Below are 20,801 nucleotides of genomic sequence, written 5' to 3' on the forward strand. Positions count from 1 at the left end.
GTCCAAATCCTGGCAATAATGCCATTAATAGCATAAACCCTGCGTGAGAGATCAAGGTATTACCTTTGACTGATTTCTCTTCGTCATGCATTAAGCCAAATCGGTTTTATACTGTATGGTAAAGAACGTCATGGTGAAAATGTTCAATCTTTCAGTAAGGAATACAATGAAAAAGAAAACCCTTGTCGCCGCCATCCCGCTGGTACTGATGTTAAGTGCCTGCACCACGGTAGAACCTGCATATAAGGACATTGGCAGCCGCACCGCACCCTGTGTCGATGGCGGCCCTGACAGCGTTGCTCAGCAATTCTATGATTTTCGCATTAAACAAGGCGGCAGCGGATTACCCAATTCCAGCCAACTGGCCGCATACCGACCTTATCTGAGCACCGCATTGTATGATGCGCTGCTGAAAGCGCAGTCACATCCGAAAGTCGATATCGCCGCCTCACCGAACGAGAAAACGGGTGCTGGTTCAGGCGATGGTGACATTTTCTCCAGCCTGTTTGATGGACCGACGTCTGCCTCCGTAGACAGCGCCTCCACCATACCGAACACCGACGCCCGTAACATTCCCCTGCGTGTCACCTTCACACATGAGAAAGACAAAGGCGCATCGACAAGCTGGAAAGATGAAGTGCTGATGGTGCGTGAAGGCCAATGCTGGACGGTTGATGATGTGCGTTATATGGCAAACCTCGATTTCGCTTCAAGTGGCACACTGCGCCAGGTTTTAGAACACCAGTAAGCCATTCCTTTCTCTAAAATAGCGGTTGCATAATGTGGGTCAGTGATGAATATCGTCATTGACCAACATCCCCGTCACAGCGGTTTAACAATATGATGTGCTACACTTTGGCATTCCTGCGGTAACACATAATTTTTAAGCCGCGATCGTTGCATAACTATGCTGCGGAAGTTACCATCTGCGGCATCAATGGCTATTCACTATTTGCGCATGAGTATTCAACTTAATAGCATCAACTGCTTCTACGGCGTGCATCAGGCGCTTTTTGACATTCAGCTCGACTGCCCTGCCGGTGAAACTCTGGTTTTACTCGGCCCAAGTGGTGCAGGCAAAAGCTCCCTGTTACGTGTTCTGAACCTGCTGGAAATGCCGCGTTCAGGCACTTTGCAGATCGCCGGTAATACCTTCGATTTCACCCGCAAACCGGATGAAAAAGCCGTTCGCGAATTGCGTCAGAACGTCGGCATGGTTTTCCAGCAATACAATCTGTGGCCGCACCGCACGGTGCTCGACAACTTACTGGAAGCGCCTATGCGAGTGCTGGGGCTGACCAAAGACGTTGCGCTCGCGCGTGCCCAGAAATTGCTGACCCGTCTGCGTCTGACCGATTACGCCGATCGTTTTCCGTTGCATCTTTCCGGTGGCCAGCAACAGCGTGTGGCGATTGCCCGTGCGCTGATGATGGAGCCTCAGGTTCTGCTGTTTGATGAACCTACCGCCGCGCTTGACCCGGAAATCACCGCCCAGATCGTCAGCATTATTCGCGAACTGGCAGGCACCGGCATTACTCAGGTTATCGTGACCCACGAAGTTGAAGTTGCGCGTAAGACCGCCAGCCGCGTGGTGTACATGGAAAATGGCCGCATTGTCGAGCAAGGCGATGCCTCCGTTTTCGCACAGCCGCAAACCAAAGAGTTTGCCAGCTACCTTTCCCACTAAACTGTATTTCTATCAATACATTGATTGATGTTTCTACGGAGTTTGCGATGAAAAAATTAGTAATTGCCGCGGTTCTGGCTACCGTCAGTTTGTCTGCCAGCGCTGCTGATACCATCCGTTTCGCGATGGAAGCGTCTTATCCTCCGTTTGAGTTTGTAGACTCCAGCAATCAGATCCAGGGCTTTGACGTCGATCTGGCGAACGCCATGTGTAAAGAGATGCAGGCAACCTGTACGTTCACCAATCAGGCGTTCGACAGCCTGATCCCGAGCCTGAAATTCCGCCGTTTTGACGCGGTGATTTCCGGTATGGACATCACGCCTGAACGTCAGAAACAAGTGGCATTCACCAACCCGTACTACGATAACTCTGCTATTTTCATCGCCCATTCTGGTCAGTTCACTGACGTTGCTGCGCTCAAAGGCAAACGTGTCGGTATGCAAAACGGCACGACTCATCAGAAATACCTGATGGATAAGCACCCTGAAATCACCGCCGTACCTTACGACAGCTATCAGAATGCCGTACTGGACCTGAAAAACGGTCGTCTGGATGCCGTATTCGGTGACACCGCCGTGGTGAATGAATGGCTGAAACAGAACAAAAATCTGGCCGCTGTGGGTGACAAAATCACTGACCCGACTTACTTCGGTACCGGCCTGGGTGTTGCGGTTCGTCAGAACAATACCGAATTGCTGACTAAACTGAATGATGCTCTGGCAAAAGTGAAAGCAGACGGCACTTACAAAACACTGTATTCAAAATGGTTCCAGCAATAAGTTTGCCTATCAATGACTGAATTCCAACCTTTAGCAAGCGCCGCCGGGATGACCGTCGGCCTTGCCGTTTGTGCGCTGATCCTCGGCCTGGTGCTGGCGATGATTTTCGCAGTCTGGGAATCCGCGCCGTGGAAGCCGCTTAGCTGGCTGGGCACCGCGTGGGTTACCGTGCTGCGCGGTCTGCCGGAAATCCTGGTGGTACTGTTCATCTATTTTGGTTCCTCACAACTGCTGATGGTGCTGGCCGATGGCTTCAGCATCAACCTTGGCCTGTTCGCCATACCGATCAAGTTGCCGATTGAGAACTTCGAAGTCAGCCCGTTTGTGTGTGGTGTGATCGCCCTTTCCCTGCTGTATTCGGCTTATGCATCGCAGACATTGCGCGGCGCACTGAAAGCCGTGCCGCAAGGGCAATGGGAGTCCGGTCAGGTGTTGGGCATGAAAAAGTCGGCGATTTTCTTCCGCCTGATCATGCCGCAGATGTGGCGTCATGCGTTGCCGGGACTGAGTAATCAGTGGCTGGTGCTGCTGAAAGATACCGCACTGGTATCCCTTATCAGCGTGAACGACCTGATGCTGCAAACCAAAAGCATTGCGACCCGTACGCAGGAGCCATTTACCTGGTATGTGATTGCGGCGTGTATCTATCTGCTTGTTACCCTGTTCAGCCAGTTCGTGATTAAACGTATCGAATTGCGTACCACACGCTTTGAACGGAGTGCATCCTGATGTGGGAATATTTACCTGAAGTCCTGAAAGGATTGCACACCAGCCTGACGCTGACCGTGGCGGCACTGATTGTTGCACTGTTGCTGGCGATGATTTTCACCGTCATTCTGACGCTGAAAGTGCCGGTTGCCAGCCAGATCGTTAAAGGTTACATCACGCTGTTTACCGGCACACCGTTGCTGGTGCAAATCTTCCTGATTTACTACGGACCGGGCCAGTTTCCGTCGATCCGCGAAATTCCGTGGTTATGGGAAGTCCTGTCGCAGCCGTGGCTTTGCGCGATGTTTGCATTGGCGCTGAACAGCGCGGCATATACCACACAGTTGTTTACCGGTGCGGTACGCGCTATTCCGTCCGGCCAGTGGCAGTCGTGCGAAGCACTTGGCATGTCGAAGCCGCAAACCTTGCGCATTCTGTTGCCGTACGCCTTTAAACGCGCGCTGTCATCGTATTCCAACGAAGTGGTGCTGGTGTTTAAAAGTACCTCGCTGGCCTACACCATTACTCTGATGGATGTGATGGGTCACAGCCAGCTGATGTACGGTCGTACGTATGACGTGATGGTATTCGGTGCGGCCGGTGTGGTTTATCTGTGCGTGAACGGGTTGCTGACCCTGATGATGCGCCTGATTGAGCGTCGTGCACTGGCATTTGAACGCCGTAACTGATAGCCAGAGAAGAATCTGAAGGGACGAGAAATCGTCCCTTTTTTTGTGCCGGAAAAAACATCCCCTTGTTTCAATTTATAATTTTTTAATCAAATTTATTGCATATAAATTCATTTAGTGGCACTTTATTCTCAGGTTTCACTTCCTGCCAGTTACCCGATTAGATTAATAAAATCAGTAAACTGTACCATGAAGGGAATGTCATTTTTTGAACAGGAATGTATTGCATGAAAAAGCTGATCCTCGCCGCCCTCTTGTCTGCCACGGTTTTCACTGCCACCGCTGCGGACACCATTCGTTTCGGTACTTCCGCCACGTATCCGCCGTTTGAATCTATCGGCGCTGACAACCAGATTATTGGTTTTGATATCGACCTGGCGAACGCGCTGTGTAAGCAAATGCAGGAAACCTGTACCTTCACCAATCAGCCGTTTGATGGTCTGATCCCGGCACTGAAATTCCGTCGTTTCGATGTGATTATTTCCGGTATGGATATCACGGAAGAGCGCAGTAAACAGGTGACGTTCACCCAGCCTTACTACGCTAACACGGCGATGATTATCGGGCCGAAAGGCAAGTTTGCTTCTATTGCGGACCTGAAAGGTAAGCGTGTTGGCCTGGAAAATGGCACCACGCACCAGAAATACCTGATGGAAAAGCATCCTGAAATCACTACCGTCGGTTACGACAGCTATCAGAATGCGATTCTGGATCTGAAAAGTGGTCGTCTGGACGGGCTGTTAGGCGACACCGCCGTGCTGAACGGCTGGCTGAAATCCAACCCGAATCTGGGTGAAGTCGGCGAGCTGATTAAAGATCCGCAATACTTTGGTACCGGCGTCGGCATGGCGGTGCGTCCTGATAATAAGGAACTGCTGGCGAAGCTGAACACAGCGCTGGAAGGGATCAAAGCTAACGGCGAATTTAAAAAGATCAATGACAAGTGGTTCCCGGCTCACTGATTCCCCGTCATCCTTTTTTAACAGCCGTCTGAAAAGGCGGCTGTTCTGCGTAACATCTCCCAAATATGCAACGAAGCAGAACTTATTACATCGAAAAAGTGACATTCATCACACTACATTCATGGAATGACTTTTACACTGTTCAACCGTAATCACTGCGAGATCGAATGTTTATGCACGCACGTTTTCACACCGCCTTTGCGGCACTCCCTGAAAATTTATCCTCCGCGCTTGAGCCGTTTTTGCGTCATGATGACTTCCCGGCAATGCTCACTGCGGCTGATGTTGCGCAGATAAAACAGGCGACCGGACTGGACGATGACGCGCTGGCATTTGCCCTGCTGCCTCTGGCCGCAGCCTGTTCCGTTACGCCTATCTCTCATTTCAATGTCGGTGCGGTTGCACGCGGAATTTCAGGCAATTTGTATTTCGGTGCCAACATGGAATTCGCCGGTGCGCCGATGCAACAAACGGTTCACGCTGAGCAATCCGCAGTCACGCACGCCTGGCTGCGTGGTGAAACCCGTCTGGCCTCCATCACCGTGAATTACACCCCTTGCGGGCATTGTCGTCAGTTTATGAATGAGCTGACCAGCGGCACAGCGCTGGATATCCATCTGCCCGATCGTGATGTAGCAACACTTGGCGATTATCTGCCGCACTCCTTCGGCCCGAAGGATCTGGACATCACCACCCTGCTGATGGACCAAGTGAATCACGGTTACACACTGGAAAGCACCGACTCCCTGGCACTCATGGCACTGGATGCCTGCAATCAAAGTCATGCGCCTTACAGTAAGTCGCACAGTGGTGTGGCGCTGGAAACCCATAACGGCAAACAGTTCGGTGGCCGTTACGCCGAAAACGCCGCATTCAATCCGAGCCTGCCTCCTTTGCAGGCCGCGTTAATCCTGCTGAATATGTCAGGTGAAGATTGCCTGAAAGTTCGCCGTGCAGTACTGGTCGAGCAAAAAGATGCGTTGATCACGCAAAACGATGCCACGCGTGCCACGTTAAAAGCACTGGGCTGCAAAGATATCACCACGCTGACCTGCTGATAGTGTGAGCCGGTTAACACTAAAGACTCTGTTTCCGGAGTCTTTAGTTACATAACATTGTCATTACATTTGTCATTTGAAATCCTTATTTCCTCTCTGTTACCCTCACCGCTCCGAAATATAAAAAACAACATTCTGAAAACCGGAAGAGTAAAACGATGGAACTTGAATACGAAAGTAAACGCCCCCTGTACATTCCCCACGCTGGCCCGATCCTGTTAGAGTTTCCGTTACTGAATAAAGGCAGCGCTTTTACTGAAGAAGAGCGCAGCAACTTTAACCTTCACGGTTTACTGCCGGAAGCGGTGGAAACCATCGAAGAACAGGCTGACCGTGCCTACCGCCAGTTTCAGAATTTCAAAACCGACATCGATAAACACATCTATTTGAGAAACATTCAGGACACCAATGAGACGCTGTTCTACCGTCTGCTGGACAACCATCTCAGCGAAATGATGCCGGTGATTTATACCCCGACAGTCGGCGAGGCCTGCGAACACTTTTCAGATATCTACCGCCGCGCCCGTGGCCTGTTCATCTCTTATCCCAACCGCGCCCACATCGATGACATGTTGCAGAACGCCACCAAACAACACGTAAAAGTGGTGGTGGTGACTGACGGCGAACGCATTCTCGGCCTGGGCGACCAGGGCATCGGCGGCATGGGCATTCCGATCGGTAAGCTTTCCCTGTATACCGCCTGTGGTGGCATCAGCCCGGCGTATACCTTGCCGGTGGTTCTGGACGCCGGCACCAACAATCCGCAGTTACTCAACGACCCGCTGTACATGGGCTGGCGTCATCCGCGCATTACGGGTGAAGAATATGAAGCGTTTGTTGATCAGTTCATTCAGGCCGTAAAAATCCGCTGGCCAAACGTGCTGCTGCAGTTTGAAGATTTCGCGCAGAAGAATGCCATGCCGATCCTCGAACGCTACCGTGATGAACTGTGCTGCTTTAACGACGATATTCAGGGCACAGCGTCCGTGGCGCTGGGTAGCCTGATTGCCGCCAGTAAAGCCGCCGGGGGCAAACTGAGCGATCAGACAGTCGCCTTCCTCGGTGCCGGTTCTGCCGGTTGTGGTATCGCAGAACAAATCGTTGCGCAGATGAAATCTGAAGGTCTGAGTGAAGAAGAAGCCCGCGCCAAAGTCTTTATGGTCGACCGCTTTGGTTTGCTCACCGATAAACTGCCTAACCTGCTGGATTTCCAGAGCAAACTGGTGCAGAAAAGCAGCGCACTGGCCAGCTGGGGCATGGAAAGCGACAGCGTTTCCCTGCTGGATGTGGTGCGTAACGCCAGGCCAACCGTGCTGATCGGCGTTTCCGGCCAGCCGGGGCTGTTCACCGAAGAAATCATCCGCGAAATGCACAAACACTGTGCACGTCCGGTGGTGATGCCCCTGAGCAATCCGACGTCCCGCGTGGAAGCCACACCTGCCGATATCCTGAACTGGACAGACGGCGCCGCGCTGGTCGCCACCGGCAGCCCGTTTGCACCGGTGAGCCACAAAGGCAAGCTCTACCCTATCGCACAGTGCAACAACTCCTTCATCTTCCCGGGGATCGGGCTGGGTGTGATTGCCTCGGGCGCCACCCGCGTTACCGACGGGATGCTGATGGCCGCCAGCAGAACACTGGCAGAGTGTTCGCCGCTGGCCACAGAAGGCACAGGCTCGCTGCTGCCGGACGTTGACGATATTCAGGGCGTGTCTAAATGCATCGCGATGGCCGTCGGTAAGGCCGCGCAGTTGCAGGGCGTGGCGATGGTAACGTCAGAAGATTCTCTGTCGAAAGCCATTGAGCACAACTTCTGGGCACCGCAGTACCGAAGTTATAAGCGCACGTCTTTCTGATCCGACGGTAGTAAAAGAAGTCCGGCTATGATCCAGACCAATGCCTTAAGCATTGGTCTTTTTTTTCGTCCAAATTGCAGCACGTCGCGCAGATTAAGAAGTAATTCACTGAAAAGTGCTGAAAAAAGCTGCGAAGCCTGTGGATGCAGAGTCCAACGTATTGCGAACCCCGAACAGGTAAAGTAGCCTTGGATCCGATTTCCATCCGGTCATAACAGGGATACCTATGATTAAGCGACTTATAGCTGGCGTTTTCGGCATCATTATTCTGATGCTGGCTGTCGCTATTGGGCTTGATCAGTGGATAAGCTTACGTACCCAGCCCTACATTTATGACGAAGTACAAACCCTGCCGCACCGTCAGGTCGGCGTGGTGCTCGGAACGGCGAAGTATTACCGCACCGGCGTCATTAATCAGTATTACCTGTACCGGATTCAGGGCGCGATTAATGCCTACAACAGCGGCAAGGTAAAATATCTGCTGCTGAGCGGTGACAATGCACAGCAAAGTTATAACGAGCCGAGCACCATGCGCCGCGATCTGATTGCCGCCGGTATTCCCGCCAGCGATATCGTGCTCGACTACGCCGGATTCCGTACGCTCGACTCCATCGTGCGTACCCGTAAAGTCTTCGACACTAACGATTTCATCATTATCACCCAGCGTTTCCACTGCGAACGCGCGCTGTTTATCGCGCTGCACATGGGCATTCAGGCACAATGTTTCGCCGTACCATCGCCAAAAAATATGCTCAGCGTGCGCAGCCGCGAGATCTTCGCCCGCCTCGGCGCGCTGACGGATTTGTATCTGCTTAAACGCGAACCCCGCTTCCTTGGCCCGCTAATCCCTATTCCTGCGGTACACACCATTCCGGACGATGCCCAGGGCTACCCGGCGGTAACACCGGAACAACTGCTGGCATTACAACAGCAACTTGAAGCCGAGAAGAAAGCCGCTATCGCCAAAGCCGCGGCAGATAAGGCAGCAGCGGATAAAGCTGCTGCGGAAAAAGCGGCCGCAGACGAAGCGGCCAGAGTCAAAGCGGAGCAGGAAGCCAATGACGCCGCTCAGGATGAAACCGAGGATGCCGCACCGGCACCGCAACCTGAACCACCGAAACCGGTGGGCAGAAATCCTTTCCAGCAGTAAGAACCGGACTGCGCCTCCCCTTCGAAAGGGTTTGGCCTTTAGCGCCTCACCCTGCGAAAGGGGAGGGAGCAGTCCGGTTCCGAATTTACGACAGCAAAAAGGCCGCGTATGCGGCCTTTTGTTTTTACTGCCCGATCACTTATTTCTTCTTGGCGTATTTCAAAGAGTCCAGCGCCACCGCAAAGATGATGATGCTGCCCTTGATAATGTACTGCCAGTAAGGGTTCACGCCGATGTAGGTCAGGCCGTAGTTGATGACGGTGAAAATCAGCACCCCTGTCACCACCCCTGCCACAGAACCCACACCACCGGCGAATGACACGCCGCCGACCACACAGGCTGCGATGGCATCGAGTTCATACATAAAGCCGAGGTTGTTGGTCGCACTGCCGATACGCCCCGCTTCGAGCAAACCGCCGAACGCGTAGAACACACCAGACAATGCATAAATCATAATCAGGTTTAACGGGACGTTAACGCCGGAAACTTTCGCGGCTTCAGGGTTACCACCGATAGCAAAGATGTTTTTACCGAAGCGGGTTTTGTTCCACAACACCCAGACAAAGGCGATCGCAATCAGCGCGTAGAACGTAATGTAGGAAAGCTTCAGACCACCTAAATGGATAAAGCCTTGTGCAAACTGGGAGAAGCCCGGGTCAAAGCCTGCGACCGGTGAAGAACCAACATAATCGTAATACAGGGAGTTAATCCCGTAGACGATAATCATCGTGCCCAGCGTGGTAATAAACGGCGTTACGTTCAGGTAAGCGATAATAATACCGTTCAGCAAACCAATTAATGCACCAACAATACACACGGTCAGAATAACCAGCGGAATGGGCACCACTTCCAGATTCGGGAATACTTTGTTGACGTTGTCCATCGCCTGCAACATGGTGGCCGCAACAACCGCTGCTAACCCGACCTGACGCCCGGCTGACAGGTCAGTACCCTGGGTGACGATAAGCCCTGCCACGCCCAGTGCGATAATAACGCGCACGGATGACTGAGTCAGAATGTTACTTAAGTTGACGAGACTGAGGAAGCTCGGATCCTGGATGATAATAATGGCCAGTAAGACCAGCAGGACCACATAAATCCCGCCCTCTTTTAAATAAGTGAGCACACTTTTCTTATTTAATGCTTTCATAATAAGAACCCTTAAAAATTAGAGATGCAAGGAAGCCAGGCGTAATATTTCGTTCTGCGAGGTATTTTTAGTTTCAACAATACCCGCAACCTGTCCATTACTCATAACCAATATTCTGTCAGTAATACCCAGCAACTCCGGCATTTCAGAGGAGATAATAATGATCCCCTTCTCTTTTTTCGCCAACTCGGTGATTAACTGGTAAATTTCAAACTTAGCGCCAACATCAATGCCGCGCGTCGGTTCGTCCAGCATTAATATCTCAGGGTTGGTTAATAACCAGCGCCCGATAATAACTTTTTGCTGATTACCGCCCGACAATGAACCAATGCTGGTTTTATGTCCCGGCGTTTTCACCCGCATGGAATCGATAACCCATTGGGTATCGCTTTTCATCCGGGCAGTGTCGAGTAAACCGGCTCTATTTTTATATTGACGAATATTAGAAATCAGCGAGTTAAAGCCGATGTCCAGATATGCATAAATACCGGTGGAACGACGTTCTTCCGTCACCAGTGCAAAACCATGGTTAATGGCTTCATTGGCACTGTGATTATTAATTTTTTTGCCGTGTAATTTAATGGTTCCGGCGACTTTCTCGCGGATACCAAATAACGTCTCGACGATATCTGTACGTTTTGCACCGACTAAACCGGCAATTCCGAGGATTTCCCCTTTGTGTAAATCAAAGGAAATATCACGAATGGAAGGCTGGCGCAGCGAGGTCAGATTACGGACTTCGAGGATAACTTCACCCGGTACGTTCTGGCGGTCAGGGAAACGCTGGCTCAGTGAGCGGCCGACCATCATGGAAATGATTTTATCCATGTCCAGGCCTTCCAGCGGCTGAGTAATAATCCACTGACCGTCGCGCAGAATGGTTATCTCATCGCACAGCTGGAAGATTTCTTCCATCTTATGCGAGATATACACAATGCCGCAGCCACGATCTTTCAGCTTACGGATGATGGTGAACAGATGGTTCACTTCCTTTTCCGTCAGCGAGGACGTCGGTTCGTCCATAATGACGATTTTTGCATTGTAGGAAAACGCCTTAGCGATTTCGATCATCTGCATCTGCGAAACGGACAACTTACCGACCTTGTCGCGCGGGTCGATATCAATGTCCAGTTCGTCGAAAATCGCCTTGGTGTCTTTGTACATTTTGTCCTGATCGACAAATAGTCCTTTGGTCGGATAACGTCCCAGCCACATGTTGTCCATGACCGTACGTTGCAACACCAGGTTTAATTCCTGATGGACCATCGACACGCCTTGTTCCAGCGCTTCTTTCGAACTTTTAAAATTAACTTCCTGTCCCTGAAAAAGAATGGTACCGGAATCTTTGCTGTATATCCCGAAAAGGCATTTTAATAATGTGGATTTACCGGCGCCATTTTCACCCATCAGGGCGTGAATAGAATGAGGACGCACTTTTAAATTCACATTATCTAACGCCCTGACGCCAGGAAATGATTTATTGATACCACTCATTTCCAGAAGGAATTCGTCCGGTTTTGATGTTGTGTCAGATAACGTATTATCGGCCATAGTTATACCTGGCTAAAGATAAAAATAAACGGGTGTATTAATACCTGATGTCAGCCCTGCGTATGGCCGGTATACGCACCACACGCAGAGCGACATGACGTCCTGTCAGATAAGCATTAACGTCTAATCATACTTAGTCTTTATTTACGGCTTAACCGCAATTATTTTTGCCACTGCTTAGCTTTGTTTTTTATTGCTGTCTGTCTTTACTGCTACCGTTGCATTCTTATTTCACGAAGGAAGACAGGTTGTCTTTATCCACAGCGACGTAAGGAATACGCACGACTTTGTTTTCGATTTTCCAGTTAGTCCCTTCGGCCGCTGGTTTACCGTCAGCCAGATTTCTCGCCAGATCAAACGTGGCTTTCGCCTGGTTGTTTGCATCGTTCAACACGGTACCGGCCATTGCGCCAGATTTCACCAGTGCCAGCGCTTCTGACAGGGCATCCACACCAAATACCGGAATGCTGGTTTTGTTATGAGATTTCAGCGCTTCTACAGCACCCATTGCCATCGCATCGTTGTTGGCGATAACCACTTCGATTTTGTTAGCGTTAGGACCGGATAACCACGCATCCATCTTGTCTTTCGCCTGTGCGGTATCCCACATGGCGGTATCAAGCTGCAGTTGTTGAGTTTTCAGGCCTTCTTTGCCATTCAGGGTGCTGATGACGTACTTAGTACGCGCTTCAGCATCCGGATGGCCCGGCTCGCCTTTGATCAGCACGTATTGAATCACGCCGTCTTTGTTCAGATCCCAGGCCGGGTTAGCTTTCCAGTGTTTAGCAATCAGCTCACCCTGGATCACGCCGGATTCTTTAGAATCAGTCCCGACATAATAGGCTTTGTCGTAGCTGTCTAAATCTTTACGCGAAGGTTCTTTGTTATAGAAAACGACAGGAATGCCAGCACCGCGGGCTTTTTCAATGATGACCGGGGCAGCAGCCGGGTCAACCAGGTTAATGGCCAACGCTTTAACACCCTTCGCCAGCATAACGTCAACCTGGTCGTTCTGGGTAGACTGGCTGTTTTGCGAGTCATTCATCAGCAGTTGCACATCTGGAGTGGCTTTCGCATCTTTCTCAATGGCTTTACGAACTTCGGACATGAAGTTGTCGTCATATTTGTAGATGGTGACACCGATTTTAGTATCAGCAGCATGTGCGGCAAAACCAAACATCATGCTTGCAGCCAGAGTCGCCAGGGTGAAGACCTTCTTATTCATTTGTATCTCCGGTTATGTAGGGTGTTACAGAATTTGGCACCGGAAATCCCTGCGGGAGCAGTACAGCTCCACGTCACGATTGTGGGTGCCTGCCATCCTTGACTTATAACGTCCTGACTCGCTGTGAAACAAGTCCGGTAAACCGGACCCAAATTGAATCATATTGAAAACGAATGAATCATAATGCGCCCGATGTTAATAAACTGTGAAAGTTCTCACAGATTGAAAACGGTTACATCGCGTTATTTGATCAATAAGTGACGGGTGCCACATTTTGCCAGGGAGCTACCGAGTGGCGTCTGACCAGCGTAGGCATGAAGCAATGCGAAATGCCCGCAGCTAACTGTTCTGCCGCACCTTTTAAAGCCAGTTCAGTGGCAAGCGTCGCCATGGAAACGATCGGATAACGCACAGTGGTCATTTTCGGGCTGGTATAGCGGGCAATCGGAATGTCATCAAAACCGATCAGCGAAAAGTCATCGGGAATGTTAATTCCGTTTTCTTTCAACACGGCCATCGCCCCCGCAGCCATCGAATCGTTGTAGGCGAACACCGCGCTGAGGTGCAGATTACGCCCGAGCAGTTCCACCATCGCCGCTTCCCCGCCCTGCAGATCCGGCGAACTTTGCGCCCGCCATGCAGCAGGTGGCGCATCTCCGCTCTGATGTGCCTGCGTCATTGCCTGCGAATAGCCCTGGTAGCGCTGCAAATCGTCTTCGATACCATGACTTGAACCGATGTAACCAATGCGCTGGTGCCCCTGGGACAGCAACAGGCGGGTTGCCATTTCCGCGCCACTGACGTTGTTAAGCCAGACACAGCGGTGCTCGTAGCCCGGAATGACACGGTTAATCAGCACCATGCCCGACACCTGATCCATAAATCGCGAAAGCTCGTCATCCCCCAGCGCCTTGGAATGCACAATGAGTGCGTTACAGCGCTGACGAATCAGAACTTCAATGGCGTACCTTTCTTTTTCAGCAATATGATAGCTGTTGCCTATCAGGACGTATTTCTGATGCTGCTGCGCGACGGTATCAACGGCTTTCACCAGCGCGCCAAAGAACGGGTCTGAAACATCCATCACCACCACGCCGATGGTATCGCTGCTTTGCGTCGCCAGTGCCTGCGCATTGGCATTGGGCCGGTATCCCAGCGTGGCGACGGCCTGTAACACCTGCTCGCGCGCTTCTTTGCTGGCAATAGACGGATTGTTCAGAACACGTGACACGGTGGCGACAGAAACCCCCGCCAGCCGGGCGACATCACGAATTGTGACCATGCGTCGCTCCGTGATCAGTCAGGGAATGGTACGGAGGAATACGGAAATTTTTGACCCAGGAGGTAAAGAAACCAGACAAAGAGAAGCGAGGTGAAGTGCGCATGGCGTTTCCTTTTTTAGTGTAGTGGTCATCGGAGAGGCACGACCGCTATCCTAAACATTTTGCGAAAACGCCTGCGTGAATCTCGTCACAGGAAAGAAAACGTTTACATACAAATATGCAACCTTCATCCCAAATCCATCATTTAGGATGATATATCAACGTCAGGTTCAGGCAGCTTTTAGTTCTTCACCCGCTGCTTTCGCCGTCAGTTGACGCCAGAGCCACTCCACCGGCCCCTGGCGGAAATGACGCAGCCACAGCAATGTCACCAGCACATTGCACACCCAGACCAGCGGCACCAGTGCGACCAGCTGCAGGCGGTCAAAGTGCTGATAGAAGCCGAAAACATTGAAGAAGGTGATGCAGATGAGCGTCTGTAACAGGTAATTGGTCAGTGCCATGCGGCCAGTCTGCGAAATCCAGTGCGTTATGCGCCAGCGGGAAATCAGCGGCCAGAAGCCGTAGCACAGCGCCAGATAGCTCACCGCCTGCATCAGCGAGCCAATTTCACGCGGCACCTGCAACAGAAAACCGCTCCAGCGGTAGTCCCAGCCGGTACGGTATTGCAGATAAATCGCCGGGATCTGAATCAGCAATGAAAGCGGTAACAGTACGGCGGCGACCTTGCGGTAATGCGAGACGCGAAACGCACCTTTGAGCCATCCGCTGCGCATCAGGCCGGAGCCAATCAGCATGGCGCCCGCCAGTTCCCAGCCGTATTGCGCGCCAATCGCCAGCAAACTGGATGACAGTAAATCGAGCCGGTTGCGGATAGCTTCCCAACCCCCTTTCAGCCGCCAGTATTGTTCATACTGAATTTCCGCCGGTCCCGGAAGCCAGAAACTACCGGGCTTTGGCGAGGTAATAAACCCCAGCATCGCCAGCACCGCCACACCGATCAGATACAAAATGATGCCCGTTGAAATCAGCGACTGACTGCTGCGCCCTTCCCGCACCATCCTCCAGCACACCAGACCAATCAGCCCGTATGACAGCAAAATATCACCGTCCCACATCAGGGTGGCATGAAGAAAACCGCACAGTAATAAAATCGACAGCCGGGCCTGGATCCAGTGTTTGCCGCGCGGCAGCAATAAAAACAGACCGCCGCCAAACAGCATGGCGAACATCATCAGGAATTTGCCTTGCGCCAGCGCGTCGAGCACCGCCCAGGTCCAGGTATCAGAAGCTGAAGGCGTTCCGGCAAATGCCGGATTCAGGTAAGCGGCTTTCGGTAAACCGAAGGCGCTGATATTGAGCAGAAGAATGCCAAAAATGGCGAGACCACGGGCAAAGTCGAGCGTGGCAATACGTGAGCGCACCCTGACATTCCTTTTGAAGATTATTGAGATATTTAAGAATAAGGGAAGAAAATCAGGGTGGCTACCATCCAAGTAAATGAAGTTGCAGCATGGCAGCCAGCGAGAAGAACCCGATGAGCTGACTGATGTCAGTGATTCGGGTCTCCGAACGCAGCGAACACCGCTGCGGCTTTAGTTACGACGGATGGCGGACGGTTCTTAAAAATTCTTGTCGCGTATTCTGGCTGGATTTGAAAAGACCACCGAGCGAAGTCGTCGTCGTTGCGCTGGTCGCGTCACGCACACCACGCGCTTTCACGCAGTAATGCACCGCATCAATGGAAACCGCGACATTGGTGGTGCCGAGCAGGGTTTGCAGGGCAACCAGTATCTGCTGGGTCAGACGCTCCTGAACCTGCGGGCGCTGTGAGAAGAACTGCACAATGCGGTTGATTTTCGACAGGCCGATTACGGTGTCTTTCGGGATATACGCCACGGTCGCTTTGCCGTCGATGGTCACGAAATGGTGTTCGCAGGTGCTGGTCAGGGTGATATCGCGCACGGTGACCATTTCATCCACTTTCATCTTATTTTCGATGACGGTGATTTTCGGGAAGTTGGCGTAATCAAGTCCGGAGAAGATTTCATCCACATACATCTTGGCGATGCGGTGCGGCGTTTCCGCCAGACTGTCATCGGAAAGATCCAGATTGAGAAGCTGCATGATGCCGGTCATATGTTCCTGGATCCGCTGCTTGCGCGTTTCATTGTCGATCGGCAAAGCTTCACGCAGAGGGGTTTCCAGACCACGGGCTAACAGGGCCTCGTGAACCAAAATGGCTTCTTTACTCAGGATTGGCATTCTTTCTTCTCCGGCAGATGTAATCACTTTGACGCAGATCACGCTAAAATGAGGTGGCTTACTGTAGTAGAGAGCCGGTTCAGAATCCAGTGAATGTGCTTCATGATGGATGAAATAGCTGCAACTTATCGTTTATGCCGGAAGACCAGCGCCCCGGCAATAATAAAACCGGCCAGCGCGACATACAGCGCAGGCTCCAGACGATGGGTCAGCGCGGTAGAAATCGCCGACAGAACCGGTCCGAATAACTGGCCAACAGCGTAACCGGTCGTCAGCAACCCGGCCATATAACGGCTGTGATTGGGTGCAAGCTCGCGGCTGTATTGTAAGGCCAATTGCACCACGCTGAGGAAACCACCGCCGGTCAGTAGCGCGCCAAGCACCAGACCACTGACGCCCGGCACCACTTCCGCGCACAAAATCCCCAGCCCCTGAATCCATAGTGTCAGCGCCAGGCGGGTATGCGTAGTCAGACAATGGCGGGTAAGAATACCGATGATGATGCCGATAACCGCAGCGCCGCCAAACACCGGCCAGACAAACTGCGCGAACAGACTGTCAGGAAAACGTGCACTCGCCATCTGAGATAAAAACGTCGCGGGCAGGATATAGCCAAAGCCCGCCAGACTGTAACTCCACACCAGACGTTTCAGCGCAGGCGTCATTATCAGCGGCTCAGTCGCCATGTGCGAACGGTGCAGGTCGCCTTTGCGCGGCAGATTCGGCGTGATAATTGCCACGAAAATCAGCGCCAGCACGCCGTAAACACACCAGGCCTGCGCAGAGGTGAGCTGCAAACTGTGAATACCCACCGCTAGCATGCCGCTGAGGAAAATCCCCGCGCCCGGCCCGGCAAACACCGCGGCACTCATTGCCGGACGGCCATAATGCGCCAGCCGTTCGTTACACCACGCTGATACCATGACCATCGCCCAGCCGCTGGTCCAGCCGATCAGGAAGCGCACAATACTGTGCAGCACTTCGCCGGAAATTACCGCCGACAGCAATGTCAGGATCACGCCGCCCCACACGCCCAGCCACAAACGGCGTTCAAGATGTTTGCTGGCACGCATGCCATCAAACGCGCCACACAGATAACCGAGATAGTTGAACGCGGCGACCAGCCCCGCGCCGGTCAGGCTGAACTGATGTTCAGCTATCATTAAAGGAACCTGCGGCGTAAAGGCAAAACGCCCGATACCCATCGCGACGACAAAAGCCAGAAAACCACTTAGCGCAATACGAAAAGCCATAACTGCTCCGTCAAAAGAAACCGCAATGCAACATATTAGAAACAGTGAGTAAACATACTCAAACCTGTCGCCGAAAACAGCAGATTTCTTAAAAGAAAGTTAATTGGAAGTTGTCGCTATGATGCCTTATGAGTACAATCACGGAAACTGAATAATACAAACCAACTTGTTTACGATTAGAGAACACAGGAACCCATCATGGATCTCACTCAGTTACGGATGTTTTGCTGCGTAGCGGAAACCGGTTCGCTGGCGCGTGCGGCAGAGCAACTGCATCGTGTCCCGTCGAACCTGACCACCCGCCTGCGCCAGCTCGAACTCGAACTGGGCACCGATCTGTTTATCCGCGAGAAGCAACGCATCCGCCTGTCCGCCATGGGCCATAACTTCCTCAACTACGCCGAGCGCATTCTGGCGCTGAGCGACGAAGCGATGAGCATCATGCATGCCGGTGAACCGGCCGGGAATTTCGCGCTGGGGTCGATGGAAAGCACGGCGGCAACACGCCTGCCTTCTTTGCTCGCCGCTTATCATCAGAAGTTTCCGCAAGTGGCGCTGTCGCTGGTGACGGCGACTTCCGGAGAAATCATCGACAGCGTGCGTGCCGGACGTCTCGCCGCAGCCCTGGTTGATGGCCCGATCGATTTTGACGATATCAATGGCTGTATTTCTTTTCGCGAGCGCATGGTGGTGATTACCCCGCCGGGCGAGTCGCCGCTGGAAGTGCCTGCGGGTCGCAGCGGCCACACCGTTTTTGCATTCCGCCCCAGTTGTTCCTACCGCCAGCGTTTACAGGGCTGGATCAAACACATGAATGTGCCGGTCGCTAACACCCTGGAGATTCAGTCCTATCATTCCATGATGGCCTGTGTCGCCAGCGGTGCGGGTATCGCCATGATCCCGCGTTCTGTGCTGGAACAGTTGCCCGGCCACGAGCGGGTAGAAATTCACGAAATGCCGGATGAATTCGCCGATACCGCCACCTGGCTTATCTGGCGCCGGGATGCGTTCAGTCCGAATGTCCGGGCGCTGAAAGAACTGATCATCGAACAGAATGACGGGGTGATCCCGTTACTGAAACATCCGCTCGCCGCAGAACACGATCCGGCGTTGCATCCGACTTATTAACTTAAAATCCGAATAAGTAAAAACACCTGACTGGAGCTAAAAAATGCAAATGATCAAAACACGTGCGGCCGTCGCCTGGGGCCCGAATCAACCTCTGTCCATCGAAGAAGTGGATTTGATGCCGCCGCAAAAAGGCGAAGTGCTGGTGCGTATTGTCGCCACCGGTGTTTGTCATACTGATGCTTACACGCTGTCCGGCAAAGATCCGGAAGGCGTTTTCCCGGCGATCCTCGGCCATGAAGGCGGCGGTGTCGTCGAAGCCGTCGGCGAAGGTGTCACCAGCGTGGCCGTGGGCGACCACGTGATCCCGCTGTACACACCGGAATGTGGCGAGTGTAAGTTCTGTAAATCCGGCAAGACCAACCTGTGTCAGGCGATCCGCACCACACAAGGCAAAGGCCTGATGCCGGACGGCACCACCCGTTTCTTTAAAGACGGCAAGCCGATTTTCCATTACATGGGCACTTCGACCTTCTCCGAATACACTGTGGTGCCTGAAATCTCCCTGGCGAAAATCAATAAAGAAGCGCCGCTGGAAGAAGTGTGTCTGCTCGGTTGTGGCGTGACCACCGGGATGGGCGCGGTCATCAACACCGCTAAAGTGAAAAAAGGCGACACCGTGGCGATCTTCGGTCTCGGCGGGATTGGTCTTTCTGCGATTATCGGCGCGGTGATGGCTGGCGCAGGCCGCATCATCGGTATCGATCTGAACACCAGCAAATTCGATCTGGCGCGTAAACTCGGCGCAACTGATCTGATCAACCCGAAAGATTTCGACAAGCCGATTCAGGACGTTATCGTCGAAATGACCGACGGCGGCGTGGACTTCTCCTTCGAATGTATCGGTAACGTCAATGTGATGCGTTCCGCACTGGAATGCTGCCACAAAGGCTGGGGCGAATCTGTCATCATCGGCGTGGCCGGTGCAGGCGAAGAAATCTCCACCCGCCCCTTCCAGTTGGTGACAGGCCGCGTATGGCGTGGTTCTGCTTTCGGCGGTGTGAAAGGTCGCAGCCAGTTGCCGGGCCTTGTGCAACGTTATCTGGACGGCGAATTCGCCCTGAACGATTTCATTACCCACACCCTGCCGCTGGAAGAAATCAACCAAGCCTTTGACCTGATGCACGAAGGGAAATCTATCCGTACGGTTATTCATTTTAATAAGTAAGGAATGTGTCAATGAGCAGCTCGATTGAACTACTCGAAGAACACCGGATGTTTGGCGGCTGGCAGCAGCGCTACCGCCATACCTCTGAGAGCCTGAATTGCAGCATGACGTTCAGCATTTATCTGCCTCCGGCGCAACACGACGCGCCGCCGCCGGTGCTGTACTGGCTGTCGGGCCTGACCTGTAATGATGAAAACTTCACGATCAAAGCCGGGGCGCAGCGCGTCGCGGCAGAACTCGGTGTGATTCTGGTGATGCCGGATACCAGCCCGCGCGGTGAAGGTGTCGCCAACGACGACGGTTACGATCTCGGTCAGGGCGCCGGTTTTTACCTGAATGCCACGCAGGCGCCATGGGCAGCGCATTACCGGATGTACGATTACCTGCTTGATGAACTGCCTGCGCTGATCAGCGACCATTTCAAGGTCAGCGAACGTCAGTCGATTTTCGGCCACTCAATGGGCGGCCACGGTGCGCTGATGCTGGCGCTGCGTAATCCGCAGCGTTTCTGTTCGGTGTCAGCGTTTGCGCCCATCGTGAATCCGGCTCAGGTGCCGTGGGGACGTAAAGCGTTCAGCGCGTATCTGGGGGATGACGAAAGTCAGTGGCTACAATACGACAGTTGCCACCTGCTGAGTTCATTGCCAGCGGATCAAAAACCGTTCCCGATTTTAGTCGATCAGGGCGATAGCGATCAGTTCCTGGCGGATCAGCTACAACCGGCAAAACTGGCGGAGATCGCCCGACAACGCGGCTGGCCGTTACAACTGCGGGTTCAGCCGGGGTACGATCACAGTTACTTTACGATTGCGTCATTTGTGGAAGATCACCTGAAATTCCATGCGGAGTTTTTGCACTCCCCTTCATGAGTGCAGGTTCCTAAAAATAG

General features: G+C 52.6%; 19 protein-coding genes. 12 read left to right on the forward strand and 7 right to left on the reverse strand.

From position 1 onward, the window contains the following. Positions 1-166: 166 nt before the first annotated feature. The 9 genes from ABIC79_RS04480 to sanA all read left to right on the forward strand — a co-directional run bounded on the left by ABIC79_RS04480 (position 167) and on the right by sanA (position 8,889). Positions 167-748 (forward strand): lipoprotein, encoded by a 582-nt coding sequence (locus tag ABIC79_RS04480; RefSeq protein WP_013574756.1) that lies wholly within the window; start codon positions 167-169, stop codon positions 746-748. A gap of 210 nt (positions 749-958) precedes the next feature. Then, positions 959-1,687, forward strand: a complete 729-nt coding sequence (gene artP, locus ABIC79_RS04485; RefSeq protein WP_015689572.1) for an arginine ABC transporter ATP-binding protein ArtP — start codon at positions 959-961, stop codon at positions 1,685-1,687. 47 nt (positions 1,688-1,734) lie between these two features. Then, positions 1,735-2,466, forward strand: a complete 732-nt coding sequence (gene artJ, locus ABIC79_RS04490) for an arginine ABC transporter substrate-binding protein (RefSeq protein WP_013574754.1) — start codon at positions 1,735-1,737, stop codon at positions 2,464-2,466. A 12-nt stretch (positions 2,467-2,478) separates the two neighbouring features. Continuing rightward, entirely contained in the window at positions 2,479-3,195 is a 717-nt protein-coding gene (artQ, locus tag ABIC79_RS04495) for an arginine ABC transporter permease ArtQ (protein ID WP_013574753.1), read from the forward strand. Continuing rightward, complete coding sequence (gene artM / locus ABIC79_RS04500; protein WP_013574752.1) at positions 3,195-3,863, forward strand: arginine ABC transporter permease ArtM; 669 nt, start codon at positions 3,195-3,197, stop codon at positions 3,861-3,863. Before artQ ends, artM begins: the two co-directional genes overlap by 1 nt. 227 nt (positions 3,864-4,090) lie before the next feature. Further along, the gene (locus ABIC79_RS04505; protein ID WP_013574751.1) at positions 4,091-4,825 is read left to right on the forward strand and encodes an arginine ABC transporter substrate-binding protein; all 735 of its coding nucleotides are present in this window, start codon (positions 4,091-4,093) and stop codon (positions 4,823-4,825) included. A gap of 173 nt (positions 4,826-4,998) precedes the next feature. Beyond that, entirely contained in the window at positions 4,999-5,883 is an 885-nt protein-coding gene (gene cdd, locus ABIC79_RS04510; RefSeq protein WP_015689569.1) for a cytidine deaminase, read from the forward strand. A 158-nt stretch (positions 5,884-6,041) separates the two neighbouring features. Further along, positions 6,042-7,739 (forward strand): NAD-dependent malic enzyme, encoded by a 1,698-nt coding sequence (locus tag ABIC79_RS04515; protein WP_013574749.1) that lies wholly within the window; start codon positions 6,042-6,044, stop codon positions 7,737-7,739. A 226-nt stretch (positions 7,740-7,965) separates the two neighbouring features. Continuing rightward, the gene (gene sanA, locus ABIC79_RS04520) at positions 7,966-8,889 is read left to right on the forward strand and encodes an outer membrane permeability protein SanA (RefSeq protein ID WP_013574748.1); all 924 of its coding nucleotides are present in this window, start codon (positions 7,966-7,968) and stop codon (positions 8,887-8,889) included. 139 nt (positions 8,890-9,028) lie between these two features. On the opposite strand, the gene mglC is transcribed toward sanA, so the two are convergent. The 7 genes from mglC to ABIC79_RS04555 all read right to left on the reverse strand — a co-directional run bounded on the left by mglC (position 9,029) and on the right by ABIC79_RS04555 (position 17,616). After that, positions 9,029-10,039, reverse strand: a complete 1,011-nt coding sequence (gene mglC, locus ABIC79_RS04525; protein WP_013574747.1) for a galactose/methyl galactoside ABC transporter permease MglC — start codon at positions 10,037-10,039, stop codon at positions 9,029-9,031. Between the two features lie 18 nt (positions 10,040-10,057). Then, on the reverse strand, positions 10,058-11,590 hold the full coding sequence (gene mglA / locus ABIC79_RS04530) for a galactose/methyl galactoside ABC transporter ATP-binding protein MglA (protein WP_013574746.1): 1,533 nt from the start codon (positions 11,588-11,590) through the stop codon (positions 10,058-10,060). A gap of 226 nt (positions 11,591-11,816) precedes the next feature. Next, the gene (gene mglB / locus ABIC79_RS04535; protein ID WP_013574745.1) at positions 11,817-12,815 is read right to left on the reverse strand and encodes a galactose/glucose ABC transporter substrate-binding protein MglB; all 999 of its coding nucleotides are present in this window, start codon (positions 12,813-12,815) and stop codon (positions 11,817-11,819) included. 250 nt (positions 12,816-13,065) lie between these two features. Next, entirely contained in the window at positions 13,066-14,097 is a 1,032-nt protein-coding gene (gene galS / locus ABIC79_RS04540; RefSeq protein ID WP_119261423.1) for an HTH-type transcriptional regulator GalS, read from the reverse strand. A 270-nt stretch (positions 14,098-14,367) separates the two neighbouring features. Beyond that, entirely contained in the window at positions 14,368-15,522 is a 1,155-nt protein-coding gene (gene yeiB / locus ABIC79_RS04545) for a DUF418 domain-containing protein YeiB (RefSeq protein WP_015689565.1), read from the reverse strand. Positions 15,523-15,697: 175 nt separating this feature from the next. Then, positions 15,698-16,363 carry a GTP cyclohydrolase I FolE gene (gene folE / locus ABIC79_RS04550; RefSeq protein WP_013574741.1) on the reverse strand — a complete coding sequence of 222 codons (666 nt, stop codon included), beginning with the start codon at positions 16,361-16,363 and terminating at the stop codon, positions 15,698-15,700. Between the two features lie 125 nt (positions 16,364-16,488). Further along, entirely contained in the window at positions 16,489-17,616 is a 1,128-nt protein-coding gene (locus ABIC79_RS04555) for a YbfB/YjiJ family MFS transporter (RefSeq protein WP_112198005.1), read from the reverse strand. A 198-nt stretch (positions 17,617-17,814) separates the two neighbouring features. Between ABIC79_RS04555 and ptrR the strand changes: the two genes are divergently transcribed. From ptrR to fghA, 3 genes are read left to right on the forward strand one after another with little or no spacing between them, the layout of a single operon-like run. Further along, complete coding sequence (ptrR, locus tag ABIC79_RS04560; RefSeq protein ID WP_013574739.1) at positions 17,815-18,744, forward strand: putrescine utilization regulator PtrR; 930 nt, start codon at positions 17,815-17,817, stop codon at positions 18,742-18,744. 43 nt (positions 18,745-18,787) lie between these two features. Continuing rightward, positions 18,788-19,912 (forward strand): S-(hydroxymethyl)glutathione dehydrogenase/class III alcohol dehydrogenase, encoded by a 1,125-nt coding sequence (locus tag ABIC79_RS04565; protein ID WP_013574738.1) that lies wholly within the window; start codon positions 18,788-18,790, stop codon positions 19,910-19,912. A gap of 11 nt (positions 19,913-19,923) precedes the next feature. After that, complete coding sequence (gene fghA, locus ABIC79_RS04570; protein ID WP_013574737.1) at positions 19,924-20,781, forward strand: S-formylglutathione hydrolase; 858 nt, start codon at positions 19,924-19,926, stop codon at positions 20,779-20,781. Positions 20,782-20,801: the final 20 nt, after the last annotated feature.

The organism is Rahnella sp. 2050, from assembly GCF_040544515.1.
Lineage (GTDB): Bacteria > Pseudomonadota > Gammaproteobacteria > Enterobacterales > Enterobacteriaceae > Rahnella > Rahnella aceris.

Excerpts from the sequence above, each read along its gene's own strand:
- artJ (WP_013574754.1), top strand. The coding sequence starts at position 1,735 with ATGAAAAAATTAGTAATTGCCGCGGTTCTGGCTACCGTCAGTTTGTCT.
- ABIC79_RS04480 (WP_013574756.1), top strand. The coding sequence starts at position 167 with ATGAAAAAGAAAACCCTTGTCGCCGCCATCCCGCTGGTACTGATGTTA.
- artQ (WP_013574753.1), top strand. The coding sequence starts at position 2,479 with ATGACTGAATTCCAACCTTTAGCAAGCGCCGCCGGGATGACCGTCGGC.
- ABIC79_RS04565 (WP_013574738.1), top strand. The coding sequence starts at position 18,788 with ATGCAAATGATCAAAACACGTGCGGCCGTCGCCTGGGGCCCGAATCAA.
- ABIC79_RS04555 (WP_112198005.1), bottom strand. The coding sequence starts at position 17,616 with ATGGCTTTTCGTATTGCGCTAAGTGGTTTTCTGGCTTTTGTCGTCGCG.
- mglB (WP_013574745.1), bottom strand. The coding sequence starts at position 12,815 with ATGAATAAGAAGGTCTTCACCCTGGCGACTCTGGCTGCAAGCATGATG.
- mglC (WP_013574747.1), bottom strand. The coding sequence starts at position 10,039 with ATGAAAGCATTAAATAAGAAAAGTGTGCTCACTTATTTAAAAGAGGGC.
- artM (WP_013574752.1), top strand. The coding sequence starts at position 3,195 with ATGTGGGAATATTTACCTGAAGTCCTGAAAGGATTGCACACCAGCCTG.
- sanA (WP_013574748.1), top strand. The coding sequence starts at position 7,966 with ATGATTAAGCGACTTATAGCTGGCGTTTTCGGCATCATTATTCTGATG.
- folE (WP_013574741.1), bottom strand. The coding sequence starts at position 16,363 with ATGCCAATCCTGAGTAAAGAAGCCATTTTGGTTCACGAGGCCCTGTTA.
- cdd (WP_015689569.1), top strand. The coding sequence starts at position 4,999 with ATGCACGCACGTTTTCACACCGCCTTTGCGGCACTCCCTGAAAATTTA.
- mglA (WP_013574746.1), bottom strand. The coding sequence starts at position 11,590 with ATGGCCGATAATACGTTATCTGACACAACATCAAAACCGGACGAATTC.
- ptrR (WP_013574739.1), top strand. The coding sequence starts at position 17,815 with ATGGATCTCACTCAGTTACGGATGTTTTGCTGCGTAGCGGAAACCGGT.
- ABIC79_RS04505 (WP_013574751.1), top strand. The coding sequence starts at position 4,091 with ATGAAAAAGCTGATCCTCGCCGCCCTCTTGTCTGCCACGGTTTTCACT.
- fghA (WP_013574737.1), top strand. The coding sequence starts at position 19,924 with ATGAGCAGCTCGATTGAACTACTCGAAGAACACCGGATGTTTGGCGGC.
- artP (WP_015689572.1), top strand. The coding sequence starts at position 959 with ATGAGTATTCAACTTAATAGCATCAACTGCTTCTACGGCGTGCATCAG.
- galS (WP_119261423.1), bottom strand. The coding sequence starts at position 14,097 with ATGGTCACAATTCGTGATGTCGCCCGGCTGGCGGGGGTTTCTGTCGCC.
- ABIC79_RS04515 (WP_013574749.1), top strand. The coding sequence starts at position 6,042 with ATGGAACTTGAATACGAAAGTAAACGCCCCCTGTACATTCCCCACGCT.